This window comes from Microbacterium testaceum, from assembly GCF_006539145.1.
Lineage (GTDB): Bacteria > Actinomycetota > Actinomycetes > Actinomycetales > Microbacteriaceae > Microbacterium > Microbacterium testaceum.
Map to the genome: position 1 here is coordinate 26,797 of NZ_BJML01000012.1, position 23,467 is coordinate 50,263.

18 protein-coding genes and 1 pseudogene are annotated in these 23,467 nt (G+C 70.3%); 6 read left to right on the top strand and 13 right to left on the bottom strand.

The features are described 5' to 3' along the window. Positions 1-42: 42 nt before the first annotated feature. Positions 43-780 carry a VIT1/CCC1 transporter family protein gene (locus MTE01_RS15010; RefSeq protein ID WP_141378239.1) on the bottom strand — a complete coding sequence of 246 codons (738 nt, stop codon included), beginning with the start codon at positions 778-780 and terminating at the stop codon, positions 43-45. Between the two features lie 160 nt (positions 781-940). On the opposite strand from MTE01_RS15010, the gene MTE01_RS15015 reads away from it, so the two are divergent. Next, positions 941-4,681: a choice-of-anchor I family protein gene (locus MTE01_RS15015; RefSeq protein WP_141378240.1), complete on the top strand. Its 3,741-nt coding sequence runs from the start codon at positions 941-943 to the stop codon at positions 4,679-4,681. Between the two features lie 137 nt (positions 4,682-4,818). Here the strand turns inward: MTE01_RS15015 and MTE01_RS15020 are convergent, their stop codons facing one another. Beyond that, on the bottom strand, positions 4,819-5,535 hold the full coding sequence (locus tag MTE01_RS15020) for a Type 1 glutamine amidotransferase-like domain-containing protein (protein ID WP_141378241.1): 717 nt from the start codon (positions 5,533-5,535) through the stop codon (positions 4,819-4,821). 49 nt (positions 5,536-5,584) lie between these two features. Between MTE01_RS15020 and MTE01_RS15025 the strand changes: the two genes are divergently transcribed. Then, a complete protein-coding gene (locus MTE01_RS15025) occupies positions 5,585-6,022 on the top strand; it encodes a GNAT family N-acetyltransferase (protein ID WP_141378242.1) in 438 nt (145 codons plus the stop codon). 187 nt (positions 6,023-6,209) lie between these two features. Here MTE01_RS15025 and MTE01_RS15030 read toward each other — a convergent pair whose 3' ends face one another. From MTE01_RS15030 to MTE01_RS15050, 5 genes are all read right to left on the bottom strand, one after another. Continuing rightward, on the bottom strand, positions 6,210-7,388 hold the full coding sequence (locus MTE01_RS15030) for a thiolase family protein (RefSeq protein WP_218026374.1): 1,179 nt from the start codon (positions 7,386-7,388) through the stop codon (positions 6,210-6,212). Next, positions 7,388-8,572: a bifunctional 2-methylcitrate synthase/citrate synthase gene (locus tag MTE01_RS15035; RefSeq protein ID WP_116239453.1), complete on the bottom strand. Its 1,185-nt coding sequence runs from the start codon at positions 8,570-8,572 to the stop codon at positions 7,388-7,390. The genes MTE01_RS15030 and MTE01_RS15035 overlap by 1 nt, the downstream gene beginning before the upstream one ends. A 201-nt stretch (positions 8,573-8,773) precedes the next feature. Beyond that, on the bottom strand, positions 8,774-9,673 hold the full coding sequence (gene prpB, locus MTE01_RS15040; RefSeq protein WP_141378243.1) for a methylisocitrate lyase: 900 nt from the start codon (positions 9,671-9,673) through the stop codon (positions 8,774-8,776). Positions 9,674-9,803: 130 nt separating this feature from the next. Further along, positions 9,804-11,330 carry an MmgE/PrpD family protein gene (locus MTE01_RS15045; protein WP_141378244.1) on the bottom strand — a complete coding sequence of 509 codons (1,527 nt, stop codon included), beginning with the start codon at positions 11,328-11,330 and terminating at the stop codon, positions 9,804-9,806. Beyond that, on the bottom strand, positions 11,327-11,956 hold the full coding sequence (locus tag MTE01_RS15050; protein ID WP_116239455.1) for a GntR family transcriptional regulator: 630 nt from the start codon (positions 11,954-11,956) through the stop codon (positions 11,327-11,329). The genes MTE01_RS15045 and MTE01_RS15050 overlap by 4 nt, the downstream gene beginning before the upstream one ends. Positions 11,957-12,114: 158 nt before the next feature. On the opposite strand from MTE01_RS15050, the pseudogene MTE01_RS15055 reads away from it, so the two are divergent. Further along, positions 12,115-12,348 (top strand): annotated as a pseudogene (locus MTE01_RS15055) (YbjQ family protein); the annotation flags it as partial. Between the two features lie 83 nt (positions 12,349-12,431). On the opposite strand, the gene MTE01_RS15060 reads toward MTE01_RS15055, so the two are convergent. Then, the gene (locus tag MTE01_RS15060; protein WP_246078328.1) at positions 12,432-13,001 is read right to left on the bottom strand and encodes a TetR/AcrR family transcriptional regulator; all 570 of its coding nucleotides are present in this window, start codon (positions 12,999-13,001) and stop codon (positions 12,432-12,434) included. 113 nt (positions 13,002-13,114) lie between these two features. Here MTE01_RS15060 and MTE01_RS15065 point away from each other — a divergent pair, with 113 nt between their 5' ends. Next, entirely contained in the window at positions 13,115-14,089 is a 975-nt protein-coding gene (locus MTE01_RS15065; RefSeq protein ID WP_141378246.1) for a zinc-binding dehydrogenase, read from the top strand. 467 nt (positions 14,090-14,556) lie between these two features. Here MTE01_RS15065 and MTE01_RS15070 read toward each other — a convergent pair whose 3' ends face one another. The 5 genes from MTE01_RS15070 to MTE01_RS15090 all read right to left on the bottom strand — a co-directional run bounded on the left by MTE01_RS15070 (position 14,557) and on the right by MTE01_RS15090 (position 19,764). Further along, on the bottom strand, positions 14,557-15,036 hold the full coding sequence (locus MTE01_RS15070; protein ID WP_141378247.1) for an NUDIX hydrolase: 480 nt from the start codon (positions 15,034-15,036) through the stop codon (positions 14,557-14,559). After that, entirely contained in the window at positions 15,036-16,661 is a 1,626-nt protein-coding gene (locus MTE01_RS15075; protein WP_103208194.1) for a DUF4407 domain-containing protein, read from the bottom strand. The genes MTE01_RS15070 and MTE01_RS15075 overlap by 1 nt, the downstream gene beginning before the upstream one ends. 263 nt (positions 16,662-16,924) lie before the next feature. Continuing rightward, positions 16,925-17,938, bottom strand: a complete 1,014-nt coding sequence (locus MTE01_RS15080) for an aldo/keto reductase family protein (RefSeq protein WP_116239460.1) — start codon at positions 17,936-17,938, stop codon at positions 16,925-16,927. A gap of 150 nt (positions 17,939-18,088) precedes the next feature. Continuing rightward, a complete protein-coding gene (locus MTE01_RS15085) occupies positions 18,089-18,892 on the bottom strand; it encodes an ABC transporter permease (RefSeq protein WP_246078329.1) in 804 nt (267 codons plus the stop codon). Continuing rightward, positions 18,889-19,764: an ABC transporter ATP-binding protein gene (locus MTE01_RS15090; protein WP_116239461.1), complete on the bottom strand. Its 876-nt coding sequence runs from the start codon at positions 19,762-19,764 to the stop codon at positions 18,889-18,891. The genes MTE01_RS15085 and MTE01_RS15090 overlap by 4 nt, the downstream gene beginning before the upstream one ends. Positions 19,765-20,010: 246 nt before the next feature. On the opposite strand from MTE01_RS15090, the gene MTE01_RS15095 reads away from it, so the two are divergent. Both MTE01_RS15095 and MTE01_RS15100 read left to right on the top strand, forming a co-directional pair. Further along, entirely contained in the window at positions 20,011-21,483 is a 1,473-nt protein-coding gene (locus tag MTE01_RS15095; protein ID WP_246078330.1) for a glycosyltransferase family 2 protein, read from the top strand. Continuing rightward, positions 21,480-23,465: a phospholipid carrier-dependent glycosyltransferase gene (locus MTE01_RS15100; protein ID WP_141378248.1), complete on the top strand. Its 1,986-nt coding sequence runs from the start codon at positions 21,480-21,482 to the stop codon at positions 23,463-23,465. Before MTE01_RS15095 ends, MTE01_RS15100 begins: the two co-directional genes overlap by 4 nt. Positions 23,466-23,467 lie beyond the last annotated feature (2 nt).

Below are 23,467 nucleotides of genomic sequence, written 5' to 3' on the forward strand. Positions count from 1 at the left end.
CTCAGATTACCTGGACGTCCTACTAATTGATAGAGGTACCGACTACGAGGCGGAGACCCCGAACAACGCGCCGACCGCGTAGGTCGCGGCGAGCGCGAGCGCACCGCCGACCACCGTGCGCAGCACCGCCCGCCCGCGCCGCGCTCCTCCGAGGACCGCGGCGACGTAGCCGGTGATGGCGAGCGCCATGAGGACGGCGACGAAGGTGAGAGGTACGCGGGTCTCGACCGGCGCCAGCAGGATCGTCGCGAGCGGCAGCAGCGCGCCGATGGTGAAGGCGACCGCCGAGGCGAAGGCCGCGGCCCACGGGCTCACGACATCCTCTGCGTCGATGTTGAGCTCGACCGAAAGGTGGGCCTTGAGGGCGTCGGATGCCGTGAGCTCGTTCGCCACGCGCGTCGCCGTGTCACGCGAGAGCCCCTGGGCCTCGTACATGCCCACGAGCTCGGCGAGTTCGGCCTCGGGGTCATCGGCGAGCTCACGCCTCTCTTTCTGGATGAGGGCGTGCTCGCTGTCGCGCTGGCTCGAGACCGAGACGTACTCGCCGAGCGCCATCGAGACGGCCCCACCGACGAGGGCGGCGAGGCCCGCGATCAGCACCGGACCGGTGTCGCTCGTGGCCCCCGCGACACCGACCACGACCGCGGCCGTCGAGACGATGCCGTCGTTGGCGCCGAGCACGCCGGCGCGCAACCAGTTCAGTCTCTGCGAGAGCCCCTGGCGATGGGGCTCATCGGAGTGGGACCCCGGGGGCGTCGCCGCGGGCGCGTTCTCGGTCATGCGACGAGCGTACGACCGCATCCGTCCCGACGGGCCGATGACGGTTCACGGCCGTCGCGTTCCCTCCCCGTTCACCGGGTCGTCACGAACTCCAGGCAAAATCCACAGGATCGCGCCGCCCGCGCGGGTCGCTCCCCCACCCGAATCCGAGGACACAGCCATGCCTTCGACCTTCCTCCGCCGCGCCGCCGCGTTCACCGCGACGACCGCGGCGGTGTGCGCGCTCGCCCTGTCGAGCACCACCGCGGCCTCCGCCGCAATCGTCCCTCAGCCCGTCTCGAACAGCGTCACCGGCGCCGCGATCAGCGTCACCCCGGTCGGCTCGTACGACACCGGCGTTTACGACGCCTCCGCCGCTGAGATCGTCCAGGCGTACCGCGACCGCCTGCTCGTCGTCAACGCCCAGGCGGGCACCGTGACGGTGCTCGACAACAGCGACCCCGAGAAGCCCGTCAAGCTGTTCGACATCTCGTCGAACGGTGTCGCCAACTCGGTCGCGGTCCGCGACGACGGCCTCGGCGTCATCGCCTTCGAAGCCAAGACGAAGACCGATCCCGGTCACCTGGTCTTCTTCGACGCCAACAAGACGGATGCCGCGAGTGCGAAGCTCGGCGAGGTCGCCGTCGGCGCTCTTCCCGACATGGTGACCTTCTCGAAGGACGGCTCCTACGCCGTCGTCGCCAACGAGGGCGAGCCGGCGGCGGACTTCTCGGTCGACCCCGAGGGCTCGGTGAGCGTCATCGCGCTGTCGTCTGCCCTGTCCGCCCCCGCGCAGAGCGCCGTCAAGACGGCGGGCTTCCGCGCCTTCGAGCCCGGCGGGAGCAAGACGCTCGACCCCAAGGTGCGCATCTTCGGCCCCGACGTCGCCGCCCCGGGTCAGGATGCCGCGACCCTGTCGACGAACCGCGTCTCGCGCAACCTCGAGCCGGAGTACATCACCACCGACGGCACCGTTGCCTACGTCACCCTGCAGGAGAACAACGCCGTCGCGACGGTGGATCTGACGAAGGCCGAGGTGACCGGCATCCTGCCCCTCGGGTACAAGGACTGGAGCACGGTCGGACTCGACCCGAGCGACAAAGACGGCACGACGGCTGTCAACAGCATCCGCCCCGTCGCCGGCCTCAAGGGCCTCTACATGCCCGACGGGATCGCCTCGTACTCGGCGAGCACCAACGGGAAGGCCACGACCTACCTCGTCACCGCCAACGAGGGCGACGGGCGCAAGTGGGGCTCCTTCGACGATGAGGCGCGCATCAAGGCCTTCGGCAAGAACGGCCTGGCGCCCATCTGCGCCTCGAGCCCGCTCGCGGGCCAGACGGCCGATGACGCCGCCGGTCGCCTCAAGGTCGTCACCGACCTCGGCAAGACAGCGGACGGCTGCTACAGCGAGCTCTACGCCTACGGCGGGCGCTCCTTTTCGATCTGGGACACCACGGGTGCTCTCGTCTTCGACTCGGGCGATCAGTTCGAGAAGAAGCTCAAGGACGTCGCCCCGCAGCTGTTCAACGTCTCGAACGACAACAACACCCTCGACGACCGCAGCGACGACAAGGGCCCCGAGCCCGAGAACGTCACCATCGGCGTGGTCGACGGCCGCACCTACGCCTTCATCGGTCTCGAGCGCGCGGGTGGCGTGATGGTCTACGACATCACCGACCCGACCAAGGCGACGTATGTCACGTACGTCAACAACCGCAACGCCTCCGCCGACGTCAAGACGGCCTCGGCCGGCGACCTCGGCCCCGAGGGCATCGCCTTCGTCTCGGCCCTGCGCTCGCCGACCGGTGTGCCGCTGCTGGTCACGGGAAACGAGGTCTCGGGCACCACCACCGTGTTCGAGGTCCGCCCGACGCAGCCGAAGACGCCCGACCTGCAGATCCTCACGATCAACGACTTCCACGGCCGTCTGCTGCAGGAGACCGGGGGCGTCGCCGGGGCCGCGGTGCTCGCCGGCGCCGTCGAGAAGTACCGCCAGCAGAACCCGAACACGCTGTTCGTGTCGGCGGGCGACAACATCGGCGCGAGCGCCTTCGAGTCGTTCATCGACCAGGACACCCCGACCATCAAGGCTCTGAAGGCCGCGACGCTCGATGTCAGCGCGGTGGGCAACCACGAGTTCGACCGCGGCTTCGCCGACCTCACCGGTCGGGTCATCCCCGCCTACGGCAACAACTCGGGAGCCCTCAGCGACTTCGCCCTCGGGGCGAACGTCTACAACAAGGGCACGAAGACCCCCGCCCTGAAGCCGTACACGATCAAGCAGGTCGGCAACACGAAGGTCGCGTTCGTCGGCACCGTGACGCCTCAGACCGCGGGCATGGTCGACCCGTCGAAGATCACCACGATCGAGTTCGGCGACGAGACCGAGGCCGTCAACCGCGAGGCGAAGAACGCCCGCGCGGCGGGTGCCGACATCGTCATCGTCCTCGTCCACGACGGCTCCGAGAGCACGGACTGCACCACGATCGCGACCGAGTCGACCGACTTCGGCGCCGTCGTCCGCGGCGCCTCAGCCGATGTGAACGCGATCGTCTCGGCGCACACGCACCAGAAGTACTCGTGCACCATCGGGGGACGCTCAGTCATCCAGACCGGCTCGTACGGCACGAACCTGGGCACGCTCGACATCGATCTGGATGCCACCGGCAAGCTCGCCTCGATCACGCCGGGTGTGCGTGCGCTGCTCGACCCCGCGGTGACGCAGTACGTCGCGTACCCGCAGGTCGCGACCGCGAAGATCGTGGCGGATGCCAAGGCCACCGCCGACACGAAGGGCAAGGTCGAGGTCGGCACGATCACCGCCGACATCACCCGCGCGAAGAACAGCTCGGGCGCTGAGGACCGCGGTGCGTACTCCACGCTCGGCAACACCGTCGCCGACGTATACCTCTGGGCGACGAGCGAGAACCCCTCGTTCAACGGGCAGGACGCGCAGATCGCGTTCATGAACCCCGGCGGTCTGCGGGCCGACCTGCTCTACGGCTCCGACAACGGCTCCGTGTCGTACCGCGAGGCGGCCAACGTGCAGCCCTTCGGCAACACGCTGGTGACGCTGTCGCTCACGGGTGCGCAGCTGAAGCAGCTGCTCGAGCAGCAGTGGCAGCCCTCGGGCGCCTCGCGTCCGGTGCTCGCCCTGGGCGTGTCGAGAGGCTTCACCTTCGAGTACGACCCGACCGCGGCTGCCGGCTCGCGCATCAAGGCGATCCAGCTCAACGGGAAGCCGATCGCGGCGTCCGCCTCGTACCGCGTCGTCACCAACTCGTTCCTCGCGGCCGGCGGCGACAACTTCACCGCCTTCGCGCAGGGAACGAACAAGGCCGACTCGGGTCAGATCGACCTGCAGGCCACGGTCGACTACTTCACCGCGAAGAAGAGCGTCGCACCCTCGCCGCTCGGCCGGGCGTACCTGACAGGTTCCCAGCCCGTCGACGAGGGAACCGGCACGCCGAGCCCGACGCCCACGACGAACCCCACGGGTCAGCCCACCGGCAGTCCCACGGCTTCGCCGTCGACCTCCGCGAGCATCACGGCGAGCGCGACGCGCGTCGAACAGGGTGGGTCGTTCACGGTCACCGTGTCGGGGCTCAACGCCGGCGAGCAGCTGACGGCGACGCTCAACAGCACGCCGATCGTGATCACCGGCATCCCCGCCGCCGACGCCTCCGGCACCGTGACCTTCCGGGTGAACGTGCCCGCGGCTCTCGAGCCCGGAGCGCACACGGTGGTCATCACGCGCGCCGACGGCACCGTGCTCCCGGCTCTCGCGGTCGAGGTGGTCCGCAAGGGCACTCTGGCGGCGACGGGCGCGCAAGCGCCGTGGGGCATCGCCCTCGCGGGCGGGTTCCTCGTTGTCGCGGGCGGTCTCGCCTTCGCGCTGCGCCGCCGCCGCACCGCCTGACGCATCGCCTGCCGAAACGGCCCTCACCCCTCGGGGTGGGGGCCGTTTCCCGTCCGCGAGTCACCGGCGCCTGTCGCTTCGGAGCCCCGCGAGCGACGACTCCCGGCGACGCGCGCGGCGAGGCCGGACGCGAAGAGTCAGGCGCGGAGCACCTGGACGTGGACCCCGGATGCCGCGGACTCCACGCGCCAGACCTGCCCCGCGCCGCGGACGGCCGGGGCCGCCTGCGCCGAGATCACCAGGGCGGTGTTCTCGTCGATCGCCACGCCGTCGGAGACGAGCCCGGCATCGACAGCGGCGACCAGACGGGAAAGGGTCCCCCACTGGGCGGCGTGCACGTCGACGGCGAAGTCCAGCAGCCCGAGGCCCCCGCGGACCTCGAGCTCGTCGAGCTCTTCGCCGGCGTTCTCCGACACGACCTCGACCCCGCCCAGACGGTATCCGCCGACCAGTGCCGGACCCGCGGCGATCGCGGAGCCGGCGGAGAACCCGGCGTACGGCATTCCGTCGCGGACGCGCTCGGGCACGGCATCCCGAATCTGCGCGAAAGCATCCAGGTAGGCCGGGGTGAGGCCGCCGCCGACGAACAGCGCGTCGGCGGCGAGCGCCGAGGCATCGAAGACCTCGCCCTCGACGATCGTCTCGACGCGGATCTCGGCGGGCACCGCCTGCGCTGCGTCCAACATGGCGCGGTGGAGGGCGATCCTGGTGTCGTCGCCGACCTCGAGCACGAGCAGCAGCGCGATCACGGGCGAGCGGTCACCGGCACGCTCGCGCGCCTCGAGGACGAAGGGACGCAGCAGGTCGCCGCAGCGGGCGACATCGCGCCCGCCGCCGAGAAGGAACACGCTCATACGCCCAGTATCGCGGGCACATCCGCGTCGCGATTCCTAGACTCGACGGATGGACATCCGTCTGCGACCGAGCGTGCCCGACGACATCGAGTGGCTCGTCGAACTGCGCGCCGAGGTGCTGCGCACCGATCTCGAGCGCCTCGGCCGCTACGACGAGCACCGTGTGCGCGCGCGCATGCGCGCGGGTTTCCGTCCCGATTTCACGCGCGTCATCGTCGTCGACGGGGCGGATGCCGGCTCCCTCACCGTCCGTCCGGACGGGGCCTCGCGCTGGCTCGAGCACTTCTATCTGGCATCCGCTCTGCAGGGTCGGGGAGTGGGCGGTCTGGTCCTGTCTCGGGTGCTGGCGGAGCCGTGGGACGGGCCGACGCGACTGAACGTGCTGCAGGGCAGCCCCGCCCGTCGCCTGTACGAACGTGCGGGCTTCGAGCTCGACTCCGAGGACGAGATCGACGTGTACATGGTTCAGCGGCCACCGCGGGCGTGACCGTCCAGCGGATAAGACGCTGCGTCCCAGCGAACCGCCCGCCGCGACCGGGAACCGTCCATCCGCGGCAGGGGTTTTCCGACCGCCCTGCGGATCCCACCCCCGGCACGCCGCCCGGCCACCCCGCCGACCCGGCATGTCGCAGACGAGCTCCGCAGGGCATCCCGCCGAGGGCGGATCGACCGGCTCAGTACCGCCGCAGCAGCGCCGCCAGGGCTTGGCCGCCTCCGATGCACATCGTCACGACCGCGTACTCGAGGTCGCGACGACGCAGGTCGAGGGCCGCGCGCACGGTCAGAATCGCGCCGGTCGCGCCCACGGGGTGACCGAGGGCGATCGCCCCGCCGTAGGGGTTCACCTTCTCGGGGTCGAGGCCCGCGTCGCGGATCACCGCGACGGCCTGCGCGGCGAACGCCTCGTTCAGCTCGATCACGTCGACATCGGCGGGGGTGAGCCCCGTCTGCTCCCACAACCGCTGCAGGGCGATGACGGGGGCGTACCCCATGATCTCGGGGTCGACGCCCGCGGTGGTCACGGCCTCCAGCGTCGCGAGCCCCGTCAGGCCGCGCTCGCGCACGTCGTCCTCGCGCATCAGCACGGTCGCCGCGGCGCCGTCGTTGATGCCCGAGGAGTTGCCCGCGGTGACCGACCCGTCCTTCTCGAAAGCGGGCCGCAGACCGGCGAGAGCCTCCATCGTCGTTCCGGGGCGCGGGTGCTCGTCGACCGAGACCTCGACGGGCTTCCGGCCGCCGGTGGTCACGGGCACGATCTCTTCCGCGAAGGCCGCGCGCGCGGCATCCGTCGCCGCCCGGCGCTGGCTCTCGACGGCGAAGGCGTCCTGCTCCTCGCGCGAGACGGAGTATCGGGATGCCACGACCTCGGCCGTCGTGCCCATGTGCCGGCCGCTGAAGGGGTCGGTGAGGATCGCGAGCGTGCCGTCGAGCAGGGTCCGGTCGCCGAGTCGGGAGTTGCCGCGGGCACCGTAGTCGAGGAAGGGCGTGCGCGACATGCTCTCATCGCCCCCGGCCACGGCCACGTCGATGCCGCCCCAGCGCAGTTCTTGAGCGGCCGACCAGATCGCCTGCAGGCCCGAGCCGCACAGGCGATTGACGGTGAAGGCGGGCACACGCGTGGGCAGCCCCGCGGCGAGCGCGACGCGGCGAGCGTTGTAGGCGTCGGGGCCGTTCTGGGCGATGCAGCCCATGACGACCTCGTCGACGTCCTCGGCCGACACGCCTCCGCGGCGGAGCGCCTCGGTCACCGCGACCGCGCCGAGCTCGTACGCGTCGACCCCCGACAGCGAGCCGCCGAACGAGCCGATCGGCGTGCGCGCGCCCGAGACGAGGACGATCTTCTGCGTCGACATCAGCCCGCCGCTTCCTCGGGGCGCTCCTGGGCCTCGACGTCGGCGGCATCCGGAACGTATCCCTGGACGTGGCGCTCGTCGGCACCCACGTATTCCGAGAGGGGGCGGATGAGGGCGTTCGACGCCTGCTGCTCGCGGATGTGCGCGGTCCAGCCGGTCACGCGCGCGGCGACGAAGAGGGGTGTGAAGGTGAGCGTGTCGAAGCCCATCAGGTCGTACGCCGGGCCCGAGGGGTAGTCGAGGTTGGGGTAGATGCCCTTGCGCTCGACGAACTGCGACTCGAGCGCGTCGTAGAGGGCGGCGACGTCGGGGCGGTCGTAGTGCTCCACCAGGGTGTCGAGAGCGGCTTTCATCGTGGGCACACGCGAGTCGCCGCGCTTGTAGACGCGGTGGCCGAAGCCCATGATCTTGCGCTTCTCGGCGAGGGCGGTGTCGAGCCACGGCCCGACGTTCTCGGCCGAGCCGATCTCGGTGAACACGTGCAGCACGGCCTCGTTCGCGCCGCCGTGCAACGGGCCCTTGAGGGCGCCGATCGCGCCGACGACCGCGGAGTACAGGTCGCTGAGGGTCGACGCGATCACGCGCGCGGTGAAGGTCGAGGCGTTGAAGGAGTGCTCGGCATACAGGATCATCGAGCGGGTGAACGCGTCGACGACGACCTCGTCAGCCTCCTCGCCGAACGTCATCCACAGGAAGTTGGCCGCGTAGTCCAGGTCGTCGCGGGGCTCGATGAGTTCCTCGCCCCGGCGGCGGCGCTGACCGTACGCGACCACGGCGGGCAGCTGCGCCCACAGGCGGATCGATCGCCCGAGGTTCTCTTCGGGGGTGCCCACGGCATCCATGACGTTCGAGATCCCGGCCGTCTCACGCGCGCCGATGACGCTGACGGCGGTGCGCACCTCGTCCATCGGGTGGGCGCTGGTCGGCAGCAGGTCGATCGCGGCGCGGACGTCGTCGGTCAGCGCCCGGTGCTGACGCTCGGTGCGGCGCAGGGCGGCGAGCTGTTCGGCATCCGGAAGCTCCCCGTTCCACAGCAGGGACGCCACCGCCTCGAAAGGCTGCGTGGCCGCGAGTTCCTGCACGGGGTAGCCGCGGTACAGCAGGCTGTTCGTCTCGGGGTTCACCTTGCTGACGGCGGTCTCGTCGACCGTGACCCCGGCGAGGCCCTTCTTGATGTCGGTCATCGTCTCTCCCTTGAGTCGTAAGCGATCTTCACACGGCGGCGCCGGTGGTTCTCCCGACCATGTCCCACTTTCGGCGGTCTTCCGGTCACTCCCGAACGACCGTGTCCCACTTTGTGCTGCGTGGAAGCCCTCCGGGCAGCCGGAAGTGGGACATGGTCTGCGCGAATCGGGACATGGTCACCCCACCCACGCGAACCCGCCTCAGCGCTCGACCGTGAAGTCGAACACGTCGGCGTCGAAGCGGGTATAGCCCTCGTAGTCGATGAGGTCGTACAGGTCGGCGCGATGCTGCATCGCGCCGAGCTGGTCGCGCAGGTGGCCCTCGGATGCCAGGGCGTCGAGGCCGCGGCCCGCCGCGCCCATCGCGAGTCGGAGCAGCGACACCGGCCAGATCACCAGGTTCACCCCGGCGTCTCGCAACTGCTGCGTCGAGAACAGCTCGCTCTTGCCGAACTCGGTCATGTTCGCCAGGATCGGCACCTCGAGCGCCGAACGCATGGCCTCGAACTCGCCGAGGTCGCGCATCGCCTCGGGGAAGATCGCGTCGGCGCCCGCGTCGACCAGGGCTTTCGCGCGGTCGATGGCGGCATCCAGTCCCTCCACCGCCCGCACGTCGGTGCGCGCCATGATGAGGAAGTCGGGGTCGCGCCGGGCGTCGACCGCGGCGCGGATGCGCTTGATCGCGGTATCGGCGTCGACGACGCTCTTGCCGTCGAGGTGGCCGCACCGCTTCGGGTTGACCTGGTCCTCGATGTGGGTGCCGGCGAGCCCCGCGTCCTCGAGCGTCTGGATCGTGCGGGCGACGTTCATCGGCTCGCCGAACCCGGTGTCGGCGTCGATGATCGCCGGCAGTTCCGTCATGCGCGCGATCTGCTGTCCGCGGCCGGCGACCTCGGTGAGGGTCGTGAGCCCGATGTCGGGCAGCCCCAGGTCGGCCGAGATCACCGCGCCCGAGATGTAGACGCCGTCGAAACCCTTGCGCTCGATGAGGCGGGCCGACAGCGGGTTGAAGGCTCCCGGCATCCGGACGAGGTCACCGGATGCCAGCTTCTCGCGGAGGGCGCGCCGCTTCTGGGCGGCGGTGGTCTGGGCGTAGAGCATCAGCGGGTTCCTTCCGTCCGGGAGGCAGAACTCCTGAAGAACTGCGTCGCGGCGGAGTATCGCCCGCGGAACCGCGCGGGACGCGTGCCGTGGGCCGCGGAATTCTCAGGAGTCACGCACGGCCCGGCCATCAGAACAGCCCCTTGGGCGCGGGCGCGAGCGCCAGCACGCCGGGCTTCGCGACGATCGTCAGCTGCATGACCTCGGCGGGGGTCAGCTCGGGCAGGCGCTGCACGAGTTCGAGGAAGCGCTCGATCTCGTCGGGCTGCAGCACGGGCTCGGCGAGCAGACGGAACTTGCGCACGTAGTCCTCGCGGGCGAAGGGCCGGGCGCCGAGCGGGTGGGCGTCGGCGACGGCGATCTCGTCCTCCACGGTCGAGCCGTCGGTCAGGGTGATGACGACGCGGCCGCCGAACGCCTTCTCCTGAGGGTCTTCCGAGTGGTAGCGACGCGTCCACTCGGCATCCTCGGCGGTGGTGACCTTGTGCCACAGCTCGACGGTGTCGGCACGGCCCGCCCGCTCGGGGGTGTACGAGTCGACGTGGTGCCACGCGCCGTCCTGCAGGGCCACGGCGAAGATGTACGGGATCGAGTGATCGAGCGTCTCGCGTGACGCGGTGGGGTCGTACTTCTGCGGATCGTTCGCGCCCGAGCCGATGACGTAGTGCGTGTGGTGGCTGGTGTGCAGGACGATGGATGCCACGTTCGCGGGGTCGCGCAGATCGGGGCGCTCCGTGCCGAGGCGACGGGCCAGGTCGATCCAGGCCTGCGCCTGGTACTCGGCCGAATGCTCCTTCGTGTACGAGTCCAGGATGCCGCGCTTGCTCTCGCCCTCACCCGGAAGGGGCACGTCGTACGAGGCGTCGGGGCCGTCGAGCATCCACGCGATCACGCCGTCCTCTCCCTCGTAGATCGGGGAGGGGCTGGTCTCACCGCGCATCGCCCGGTCGACGGCCTCGATCGCCATCTTCCCGGCGAAGGCGGGAGCGTGCGCCTTCCACGTCGAGATCTCGCCCTTGCGCGACTGGCGGGTGGCGGTGGTGGTGTGCAGGGCCTGGCCGATGGCCTGGTAGATCGTCTCCTGGTCGAGGTCGAGCAGGGTACCGATGCCGGCGGCCGCGGCGGGACCGAGGTGGGCGACGTGGTCGATCTTGTGCTTGTGCAGCGAGATGGCGCGCACGAGGTCGATCTGGATCTCGTAGGCCGTGGCGAGAGCGCGCACGAGGGCGGCGCCGTCGCGACCGGTGTGCTGGGCGACGGCCAGCACGGGCGGGATGTTGTCGCCGGGGTGCGAGTAGTCCGCGGCGAGGAAGGTGTCGTGGTAGTCGAGTTCGCGCACGGCCACGCCGTTCGCCCATGCCGCCCATTCGGGGCTCGTACGGCGCTCGAGCAGGCAGCCGAAGACCGTGGCGCCCGGTCCGCCGATCGAGACGGCGTGGTCGAGCGCCTGCTGGCGTGCCGCGCTCACGGGCTGACGCGTGAGCGAGGCGGCGGCGACGGCGGCGTTGTCGATCAGGCGGTTGACGATCATGTCGGTCACGTCGTCGTCGACGGCCACCGGGTCGACCGCGACGCGCGCGAGGGCCCAGGCGAGCTGACCCTCACGGGCGAGGTTCTCGTCGCTGCGGTGCACGCGCACGTGGTGGGTGATCGTCATGAGGGGTCCTCCGTCAGGGCTTCGAGGATGGTGGTGAGGGCGTTGTGCAGGTGCACGTGGGTGGCGTGCGCGGCGAGTTCGGGGTCGCCGGCGCCGATCGCTCTCGCGATCAGTTCATGCTCCCCCGTTGACGCCGAGAGGCGAAGGGGGTTGTCTCGCGCCATGCGTCGCACCCGTACGAGGTGAGTGCGGACGCTCCGGAGCGCTGAGGAGAGGTAGGCGTTGTCGACGGCGTCGTCGATCGCGGAATCGAAGCGGGAGATCAGGGCGTAGTACGCGTCGGCATCGGCCGTGTCGACGGCGGCGAACTCGGTCGCGAGGCCTCGGAACTCCCCGCGATCGCCCCGTCGAGCGGCCAACCGCGCGGCTTCGGTCTCGAGCGCCCGGCGCAGGTCGAAGAGAGAGCGGATGTCGTCGGCGTCGATGCCGGCGACCACCGTCACGCGCGCCGACGCCTGGGCGACGAGGCCGTCGGATGCCAACCGGCGCAGCGCCTCGCGAAGAGGGGTGCGACTGACTCCGAGGCGGGTGGACTGCTCTACTTCGCCGAGCACGGTTCCGGGCGTCAGCGCCCCGGTCTGTATCTCGTCGAGGAGGGTCGCGTAGGCGCGTTCACTCGCCCGCATGCTGCCCCCTCGCCGTCACTCGTCCAGTGTATACACTCCGCGTGCGCAGTGGGGATTTCGGCACCCTGAGTGCGGTGTAGGTATACACAAAGCGACGCACATCACCCCTCGCGGCACAGTCCGTCACCTGCCACACTGGTCGCATGCTCGTCACGACCATGAACGATGTCCCCGGCCGTCAGATCGTCGAAGTGTACGGCGAAGTGACCGGCCTCACCGTGCGCGCTCGCAACATCGGGGTGCAGTTCGGCGCCGGCCTGAAATCGATCTTCGGCGGCGAGCTGCAGGGTCTCACGCAACAGCTGCAGGAGAGCCGCGACGAAGCGAAGCAGCGTCTCGTCGAGGCGGCCCAGGCCGTCGGGGCCGACGCGGTGATCGCGATGCGCTTCGACACCAGCGAGGTGGCGCAGAACTTCCAAGAGGTCGTCGCCTATGGCACGGCCGTGAAGCTGGGCGGAGACCGCCCGGTGCGGATTCAGCCCCACGACTCCAGGGTCGAGGGGATGGATGCCAACGTCGCCAACGCCGCGTCACGATCGGCGCGCGCGAGGGTGAGGCCGGCCACCACGAGCGAGGCGCACACCGCGGCGAGGGCGTCCACGGCATCCGGGACCAGATCCGGACGCCGGTCGGCGACCGCCGAGCGGATCGCGGCGCGCATCTCGGCGGCGTAGTCCGAGACGAGCGCGCGCACCTCGGCGTCGTCGCTCGCGAGGGGAGAGGAACCGGCGTTGAGCAGCAGACACCCCAGGCGAGCGCGCGGGGCATCGGCCTCGATGGCCGAGCGCATGTCTTCGACGTAGGCCTCCAGGGCGCCGGGGTCTCCCCCACCCAGTGGGCGCAGGCGTGTGCGGACCACATCGTCGAGGTAGGCCGAGAGGACGGCGTCGAACAGTCCGCGCTTGCTGCCGAAGGCGTTGTACAGGCTCGAGCGGGTGAGGCCCGTGGCTTCCTCGAGCTCGGCGATCCCCGTCTCGGCGTACCCGCGCCGCCAGAACACGTCACGCGCGGCGTCGACGACGGCGGAGCGCTCGAAGCTCGGCATCCGGCCCATGTTCTTCCTCCGCCTTTCGGCTGTCCCACGTCTTCCGGGTTGCATTCGCAGGCCCGAGGTCTATATTAGACCGGTCGTTACAAAATAACCACAGGAGGCATTCCATGCGCGCAGTCATCCACCACGAGTTCGGCGAGCCGGCCGACGTCGTCGGAACCGAAGAGGTCGAGACCCCGACCCCCGGGCCCGGCGAGGTGCGCCTGCGCGTGCTGATGTCGCCGATCCACAACCACGATCTGTGGACCATCCGCGGCACCTACGGCTTCAAGCCCGAGCTGCCCGCCCGCGCCGGCACCGAGGCCGTCGGCGTCATCGAGGAGCTCGGCGAAGGTGTCGACGGCCTGACCGTCGGCCAGCGCGTCGCCACCGGCGGCACGTTCGGCGTGTGGGCCGAGCAGGTCGTCGCCAAGGCCGCGGGCCTCATCCCCGTCTCCGAGGGCCTGAGCGACGAGGTCGCCTCGCAGCTCGTCTCGATGCCTTTCAGCGCCATCAGCCTGCTGCACTCGCTCGACCTGAAGGCCGGCGACTGGATCGTGCAGAACACCGCCAACGGCGCCGTCGGCCGTATGGTCGCGCAGATCGCCAAGGCTCGCGGCGTCAACGTCGTCGGTCTCGTGCGCCGCCAGAGCGCCGTCGAAGAGCTCGCCGCCCAGGGCATCGACAACGTCGTGTCGACCGACGCCGACGACTGGCGCGACCAGGCCCTCGCCCTCGTCGGCGACGGCACGGTCGTCGCGGGTGTCGACTCCGTCGGCGGACCCGCCGCCGGCCAGGTGCTGTCGCTGCTGAGCGAGAACGGCACGCTCGTGATCTTCGGATCGATGGGCGCCGGCAAGCTCGAGCTCGGCGCCGGAGACCTCATCTTCCGCCAGGCCACCGTCAAGGGCTTCTGGGGCAGCGTCGTCAGCAAGACGATGGATGCCGAGACCCGCGGCGCCCTGTTCGGCGAACTGTCGCGCTACCTCGCCGACGGCACGCTGACCCTCCCCGTGGCCGCCACCTTCGGTCTCGATCAGATCGTCGAGGCCGTCACCGCGAGCGACGCGCCCCGCGTCGGCAAGGTGCTGCTGCGCCCGTGACCGCGTCGCGCCGCGGGGCTCGCGTTCCGCGGCGCGCGGGGCCGAGCCCCTCTTGAGTGTCCAGAACACCCGGACGATTTTTCGGAACGTCCGGGTGTTCTGGACACTCGTGCGTTCGGGGCGCGACGCGGCACGCACCCGGACGGATCAGCGGCCCGGGGACCGTCGCCCCGCGTAACTCCTGAAAAAACGGCACAGGCGGGGCACGGCGGGCCCTCTCCCGGGGCCGCCACGGAGACGAAACGCCCGTGTTCAGGAGTGACGCACCGTCCGACGGCCTTGAGCGACGCGACGCGACGGACCGTCCGTGCGCGACGAGCAGCCCGCGCCCCGGGCGGCCGGGCGTACGGAACTCCTGAGAAGCGCGGAGCGCGCCATCCGTTCACCCGGAGAAGCGGCGCGATGAGCGGGCTGCGCCGCGGTTTCTCCGGAGTACCGCACGACCTCCACCCCCGGCGGGGAGCGCCTCAATCGCCGCCCAGGCCCTCGAGGGCGACGGCGAGCGCCTCGATCGCGGGGCGCTGCCCCTTCACGAGTGCCTCGCGCGCGGCATCCAGGCCCATCCACTCGGCGCGGTCGACCTCGGGGAACGTGGCGGTCCTGCCGGAGCGTGGCGGCCACGCCATCTCGAAAGTGCCGAAGGTGAAGTCGGATGCCGTGAACCCGGCGCCATCCCCCACGAAGACGACCACCTTCTTGCCGCTCGAGTACGCGAAGGTCCCGAGTTCGGCCCAGGCGAGCTCGGGCGGCTCGACGCCGAGCTCCTCGCGGAACTCGCGGCGCGCGGCATCCAGAGCCCCCTCGGACTCGGGATCGAACTCGCCCTTCGGGATCGACCAGGCGCCGACGTCCTTCGTGGCCCAGAACGGTCCGCCCATGTGCGCGATGAACACCTGCGGCTCCGGCGTCAGCCGGTACAGCAGCAGTCCCGCGCTCCACACGACCATCAGGTGACGCTGGCCGGCACGCGGTTCGCCTCGTCGGCGATGATGTCGGCGCGCTTGCGGAACGTGCGCGCCGAGACCCGGTCCAGGGCGATCTGACCGCGCATCTTCTCGGCCTTCTCGTAGAGCGAGGGACCGCCGAAGCCGGTGAGCACCTTCACGAGCACGGGCAGCAGCTCGATCATGAAGAACAGCGCGGCGATCAGGTAGTGCGCCCAGCGCAGCGTCGGCTCGCGGTCCGACAGGCGCTCGAGAGCCGTGATCTGACTGAGCAGACCCACCGCTCCCGCGTTGCCGTCGGCGACCGACGAGGCCCGCGCGTTGTAGGCGGTGAGCGCGGATTCGTACTGGGCGCGAGCGGCGGGGAGCTGGTCTTCGGCCTGCTGCTTGTTCTGGTCGGCCGACGAGGCGGCGGCCTCGGCCCCGGCGGAGTTCGCGGCGGCGAGGGTCGACTGCGCCTGCGCGAGCTGGGTCGACAGCGAGTCGTACGCCGACTGCGCCTGGGCGAGCTGCGCCTGCGCCGCATCGGAGCTCGCGCCGTTGCCGGCGACGCCCGTACAGCCCGGGACCGTCCCGGCGCCCTGACCGGTGAGCTCGCACTGGTACACCGCGCGCGCCTGGTCGATGACGGTCTGCTGCGCGGCGAGCTGCTGCGTCAGCTGGTCCACGCTCTGCTGCGCCGCGGCGGATTCCGCCGAGGTCGACGAGGTTCCGGTCACGATGCCGGTCGCCGCCTGGTTCTCGAGCGCCGAGACCTGCGCGCTCGCGGCGTCGAGCGCCTGCTTCTCGGGGCCGCTGGTCACGGCATCCTGGTCGGTGAGGGCCTGCGTGACGTTGGTGGAGTTCACCTCGCGCACGATGTCGTTCTGGAACACCTGCAGAACCAGGGGCTCCGCCACGACGATGCCGATGAGAGCGGCCATGATCACGCGGGGCATGGCCAACCCGAGCAGACGGAAGAAGTTCTTCGTCGAACGCATCGTCGAGGTGAGGAAGCGGTCGAGGTTGAAGATGATGAGGCCCCACACGATCGCGAGAGGCACGGCGAGCCACAGGCTCACGCGCACGCCCGTGAGCAGCGCGAACATCATCGACAGCGACGAGACGAGGGCGGTTCCCGCGAGCACGAGGAACATCTGCACGAAGCGCGGCACCTCTTCGGGCACTTCGTCGAGCACGTCGTTGTCCGCGCCGCCGAGCACAGCCATGCGGCGGATGAGCGATAGCCGCGGGCGGCGCGGATCGTGACGGCGCAGGCGGGGCTGGCGCGGCTCGGATGCCACGGGCAGGGATGCCGCGGGCTCGGGCGCCTCGTCGTCGGGAAGGACCGCGGTCTCGTCGTCGACGGCGCGCGCACGCTCGGCGCGGTCGATCACGACGGTGTCGCGGGCGTCGGTGTCGCGGGCGTCGGTGTCGCTCGGGTCGGAGACGAAGGGGTCGCGGGAGTCGTCGTCGGCGGGCGGGGCGCCCCACGGCTCGGCGGTGTGATCCTGGGGTTCGGCGCGACGGTTCGCCGCGTTCTGCGCGGCGAGGATGTCGTCGAGATACTGCTCGCGTTCCTCGTCCGTCGTGAACTCGATTCGACCGTCGGAGCCGAAGCGGCCGGGTCGGTGAGCGGAAAAGGACATTCGCACAGAGTACGACGCCCGCCCTGCTCTCTCCTGAGCGGGGCCTGAGGCACAGCCGGGCGCGGCATGTGCGCGCGAGGTGACGCTGGCGGGCTGCGAGCATCGGCACACGAGATCACGTGACGTGGGCCAGCGCACGCGCCGTGACGCGTGGTCTCGCCGACGTCACGTGATCTGGGCCGCACCGGGGGGCGCGACGGCCCCCCGCACCCCAGGGCACGTTCGGACGGGCCGGGCGCGAACGCCCGACCCGTCCGAACGCACTACGCCACGCGCTGCTTCGGCGACACCTCGTACGTGTTCTCGGCGTCCGAGAACACCGCGTCGCCGAGCGCCTCGTCGATGGCGCTGAGGGTGTCGGCATCGAGGGTCACTCCCGACGCCTTCACGGTGTCCGCGAGCTGCTCGGGGCGCGAGGCGCCGACCAGGGCTGCCGCGATGTTCGGGTTCTGCAGCACCCACGCGATCGCGAGCTGGGGCATCGAGAGCCCGGCTTCGTCGGCGATGGGCGTGAGGCGCTGCACGGCCTCGAGCGTGTCGTCGGCGAGGAAGCGCTTGATGAACGTCGCGCCGCTCTTCTCGTCGGTCGCGCGCGAGCCCTCGGGCACGGGCTGACCGGGCAGGTACTTGCCGCTGAGTACGCCCTGCGCCATGGGGGACCAGACGATCTGCGAGATGCCGAGCTCCTCGCTCGCCGGCACGACCTTGCCCTCGATCACGCGCCACAGCATGGAGTACTGCGGCTGGTTCGAGATGAGCTGGATGCCGAGCTGCTTCGCGAGCGCGTGCCCGTCACGCAGCTGTTCGGCCGTCCACTCCGAGACGCCGATGTAGAGCGCCTTGCCCTGGCGCACGACGTCGGCGAACGCCTGGAAGGTCTCTTCGAGCGGCGTCTCGTAGTCGAAGCGGTGCGCCTGGTAGAGGTCGACGTAGTCGGTGCCGAGGCGCTTCAGCGACCCGTTGATGGAGTCCATGATGTGCTTGCGGCTGAGGCCGGTGTCGTTCGGCCCCTTGGGGCCGGTGGGGAAGTACACCTTCGTGAAGATCTCGAGGGACTCACGCCGCTGCCCCTCGAGGGCCTTGCCGAGCACGGTCTCCGCCGCTCCGTTGGCGTAGGCGTCGGCGGTGTCGAACGTCGTGATGCCCGCGTCGAGGGCGGCGTGCACCGTGGCGATCGCCGCGTCGTCACCGACCTGCGAGCCGTGGGTCACCCAGTTGCCGAGGGTGATCTCCGAGATCTTGAATCCACTGTTGCCGAGATAGCGATAAGCGACCATTCCTCCACGCTAGACCCGGCCACCGACACCGGGGCCGCGGCATCCCTGCCCCCTCACGCATAAACGCTTCCCGCGCACGGAAACGCGAGCACAGCGTGTTTATGGTCGCGAGAAGCGTTTATGCGTGGGGGTGCGAGGACAGCCGCGACATCACGCGTCCTTCCGGATCCACCGGAACGTCAACCGCACGAGCGCGAGCCCCAGCACCAACCAGAGTCCCGTCACCAACAGGATCAGCGGGTGGTCCCACGACCCCGACGGCTCCCCCGCGGCGAACCCCTCGGGCAGGAACACCGAACGGAACCCCTGCGCAAGCCACTTGAGGGGGAAGACGCTCGCGACGTTCTGGAGCCACTCGGGCAGGGCTGCGAAGTTGATGTACACGCCCGAGATGAACTGCAGCAGCAGCACGATCGGGATGACGACTCCCGTGGCGCTGCGACCGGTCCGCGGCAGCGCCGACAGGCCGATGCCGAGGATCGCGCAGGTCGTCACGCCCAGCAGGAAGACCCACGCGAACGTCAGCCACCGCTCCGGCTCGGTCGGCAGGGGCACGCCGAAGAACACCGCGGCGACGACGATGAGCAGCACCGACTGCAGGAGGCCGGTCACCAGCACCTGACCGAGCTTGCCGATGAAGTACGACACCGGGCTGAGCGGGGTGCCGCCGAGGCGCTTGAGCGTGCCGTCGCTGCGCTCCATCGCGATGTCGATCGACATATTCTGCAGGCCCGACAGCAGCACGCCCGCGGCGAGCATCGCGGGGAGGTAGAACTGCGCGGCATCCACTTCGTCTCCGGGCGGACCGAAGGTCTGAGAGTCGAACGCGACGGCGAAGATCAGCAGGATCATGACCGGGAAGAGGAAGGTGAAGAACACCGAATCGCCCTGGCGGAAGTACGAGCGCACCTCGAAGGCGATGCGCGCGGCGCCCAGCCGCAGCACGCGGCTCACGCGACGCCTCCCGCCGCGGTGATGCGACGCGCCTCGTCGCCGAGGAACGACAGGTACACGTCCTCGAGGCTCGGGCGCACGACCTCGAGCCGCTCCGGTTCGCCGAGGCGGGCGTACAGCGCCGCCACCACCGCCCCGGGGTCCTGCGTGCGCTCCTCGCGCACCTCGCCGCCCTCGCGCCACCGCACGACGGGCACACGCGCCGACGGTCCTCCGAGCTCGTCGATACGACCGACGGATGCCATCTGCCCGCCGACGATGATCGCTGCGCGCTCCGCCAGCTCGGCGGCTTCGTCGAGATAGTGCGTCGTCAGCAGAATGGTGGTGCCCTCGCCCTGCAGGTCGCGGATGAGGTCCCAGAACTGCCGCCGCACCTCGGGGTCGAAACCCGTGGTCGGCTCGTCGAGGAACAGCAGCTCGGGTCGGCCGATGATTCCGAGGGCGACGTCCACGCGGCGACGCTGACCGCCCGAGAGCTTGCGCACCGACACCTTCGCCTTCTCGCTCAACCCCACCGCCGCGATCACCTCGTCGACGTTCCTCGGGTGCGGGTAGAACGAGGCGAAGTGCGCGAGCAGCTCCCGCACGCTCGCGGTGGGCGCCTCGCCCGTGTTCTGCAGCACGATGCCGAGCCGCGCCTTCCAGTCGAGACCGCCGCGGTGCGGGTCGACGCCGAGCACGCGCACCTCGCCGCTCGTGCGGTCACGGTAGCCCTCGAGGATCTCGATGACGGTGCTCTTGCCGGCGCCGTTGGGGCCGAGCAGCGCGAACGTCTCGCCTCGGCGGATGTCGAAGCCGACGCCGCGCAAGGCTTCGAGGCCGCCGCGGTAGGTCTTGCGCAGGTTCTCGACCTCGACGACGTTCTCGCTCATGTCCTCAGTCTGAGGGAGGGGCGTCACGACCGGAACGACGAGCCGGTGGAGTCGGCATCCACCGATCGGAGGATGCCCGCCGCGCGAGGGCCTCGACCTCCGACCCTGGCAATCCCCTGTGCTGTCCAAACCATTCCCCCCGCCTGCTCACGAACCACCTGTGCGCGACGTTTTCGCCCCCGGTCGTCGCGTATCCCCCTTACCGCCCTCGAACCGTCCACGTGGACGCTGGAGGTTCCTTTGTCGTTGCTGCCCTCCCCCCTCTCGCAGACCGCCCCGAACCCGACGCCCGAGCCCCTGCTGACCCCGGTCGCCCCCGCGCCCGGACAGGGCTCGACCGGCGTCACCGACACCGTCATCCCCGTCCAACCCGGTACGTCGACCACCGGCGGGTTCCTTCCCGACTGGTCGATCGGCGAATGGCTCGGCTACAGCGGCGTCATCGTGCTCGCGCTCGCCCTGACCGTCGTCGCCACGACGACGCTGTGGTGGATGCTGCACGCGTGGCGCTCCGCCGACGACCTGCGGGCCACGCAGTTCAGTTCGTCCCCGCGCCCCGCACGACACCGCTTCACGCTCCTCGTCCCCGGTCGACACGAGGAAGAGGTCATGGGCCAGACCCTCGACCGCCTCGCTCAGCAGGACCACCCCGATTTCGAGATCATCGCGATCGTCGGGCACGACGACCCGGGCACCGAGCTCGTGGTCCGTCAGGCTGCCGCGCGGCATCCGCACCTCATCAAGGTCGTGGTCGACGACAGCGTGCCCAAGAACAAGCCCAAGGCGCTCAATCGCGCTCTGCAGATCGCCACGGGAGATGTGGTCGGCGTCTTCGACGCCGAAGACGAGGTGCACCCCGGACTGCTCACCGTCGTCGACTCCAAGTTCCAGGAGACCGGTGCCGACGTGGTGCAGGGCGGCGTCCAGCTCATGAACTTCGAGACCAGCTGGTGGTCGCTGCGCAACGTCCTCGAGTACTACTTCTGGTTCCGCTCGCGCCTGCACTTCCACGCCCGGTCGAAGTTCATTCCGCTGGGCGGGAACACGGTCTTCGTCACCCGCGACCGCCTCGCGTGGTCGAGGGGCTGGGACGACCAGTGCCTGGCAGAGGACTGCGAGCTCGGCGTGCGTCTGTCCAGCGACGGCGCGAAGGTCGTGGTGGCGTACAACCCCGAGTACGTCACACGGGAGGAGACCCCGCCCACGCTGACGTCGCTCTACAAGCAGCGCACGCGCTGGAACCAGGGGTTCCTGCAGGTGCTCGGCAAAGGCGAATGGAAGGCACTGCCGACTCTGCGCCAGCGCATGTACGCCCGTTACCTGCTGAACATGCCGTTCCTGCAGGCGGCGACCGGACTGCTGATCCCCATCTCGATCGCGTTCATCCTGCTAGTGAAGGTGCCGACTCCCGTCGCCCTCATCACGTTCCTCCCCTTGGTGCCCACGGTCGTCACGCTCGTCGCCGAGGCGGCCGGGCTGACGGAGTTCGGGCGCGTGTACGACAAGAAGGTGCGCGTGCGCGACTACGTCCGGCTCGTCCTCGGGCTCATCCCGTACCAGGTGTTCCTCGCCGCTGCGGCCGTGCGCTCGGTCGTGCGACAGCTCAAGGGCGACGGCAGCTGGGAGAAGACCGAGCACACGGGTGCCCACCGGGATGCCGTTGCTGTTCCGACCCCGACGCCCGCACTCGCGACCGCGACGATGGAGGCGACCCGATGACCTCCACCCTCGATCGCACGTTCCCCGCCCCCGCCTCCCGTCGCGCCGAGCGGGTGTCCGAGACCCGACAGCCCCGGTGGCGCGACCGTCTGATCGATGCCGCATGGCTTCTGCCGCCGCTGCTCATCGGCATCCTGGTCAACGCCCTCAACCTGGGCAGCTCACCCCAGCGCATCGACGACGAGGGCACCTACACCGCCCAGGCGTGGAGCCTCGGCAATCTGGGCGAGCTGACGCACTACACCTACTGGTACGACCACCCGCCCCTCGGATGGATCCAGATCGCCGCGTGGGCGGGGCTCACCGACGCGTGGGACCGCTACGACGTCGCGGTCATCGCCGCTCGCGAGGCGATGCTCGCGTCGACGGCGATCGCCGCGGTGCTGCTGTGGTGCCTCGTGCGCCGCATCGGGTTCGCCCGGCTCACGGCATCCGTCGCCGTGGCGATCTTCCTGCTGTCGCCGCTGGCCGTGCAGTTCCACCGTCAGGTATACCTCGACAACATCGCGACCGCGTGGCTGCTGGCTGCGCTGCTGCTCGCGATGAGCCGGCGCGCCCAGCTGATCGGCTACATCGGTGCGGCGGCGGCCCTGGGCGTGGCCGTCCTCACGAAAGAGACCTACCTGCTCGCGCTCCCGCTGGTGGCGTGGCTCATGTGGCGCGGCGCCGATCGCACCACCCGTCGGTACACGCTGTCGGTCGCGGCATCCGTGCTCGGCCTGATCGGCCTGACCTACGTGGCGTTCGCCCTGGTGAAAGGCGAGGTGACCCCGGCACCGGGTCGGGTGAGCCTATGGGACGGGCTGGCCTTCCAGCTGTCGTCTCGAGAGGGGAGCGGCTCGCTCTTCGACCCCGAGAGCCTCATGTCGCGCACCGTCGGCCTGTGGTGGCAACTCGACGCCGTGCTCATCGTGACCGCGCTCGCCGCCGCCGTCGCCGCGCTGTTCGTGCGGCGCCTTCGCCCGTGGGCGATCGCGCTGCTCGCCCTGACGGCGTTCATGTTCCGCGGGGGCTACCTGCCCGTGCCTTACGTCATCATGCTGCTGCCGTTCGCCGCGATCGTCGTCGCCGGCATGGGTCAGCGGGCACTCGAAGCGCTGCGCTCGAACGCCGTGCTGCAGCGGTTCACCGGTGTCGCGCTGGCTTCCGGCCTGATCGTGGCGCTCTGTGCGGCGGGACCCCTCTGGGCCGCGCAACTGCGAGGCTTCCTGCTCGCGGACCTCGATCGACCGCTCCGCGACGCGGAGGCCTGGATGACCCAGAACGCGCCCGGAGATGCGCGCATGCTCGTCGACGACGCGATGTGGGTCGACCTGGTCCGCTCCGGGTTCGATCGCGAGAACGTCGTCTGGTACTACAAGGCCGACACCGACACCGATGTGCAGGAGCTCGCCCCCGACGGATGGCGCGACTACGACTACGTCATCACGACCGACTCGATGCGCACCTTCCCGACCGAGTTCCCGACCGTCCGCCAGGCGATCGAGAACAGTGCAGTCGTGGCGTCGTTCGGCGACGGCGCGCAGAAGGTCGACGTCCGTCTGGTCGACACCGACCAGGCCGCCCTCGCTCAGGCCGCCGACGGCGACCTGTACGCCGCGCGGTCCGTCGCGGGCCAGCAGGTCCTGCGCAACACCGACGTCGGAGTCCCCGCCGAGGAGCAGGATCTGCTCACCTCCGGGGTCGTCGACGGTCGCATCCTGCTCACGCTCGGCCAGTTGTCGTCGTCGGGACGGATCGACGTGGCTGATCTCGCGCAGCTCGAGGGCGACCCCTCGGGTGTGCATCGCCAGCTCGTCGTCAGCGCGTTCGCGGGTCAGGACGCGCGGGGGGATGCCGCCGGGGCCGACGCCCTGCTGCGCTTCTACGAGTCGCTCTCCGGGCCGTTGCGTCCGGTGTCCGTCGAGCGCGGTGACGCCGGTGTGGTGATCACGTTCTCGCCCGACGAACCGGTCGACCTGCTCCCCCGTCCCTCCACCTGATC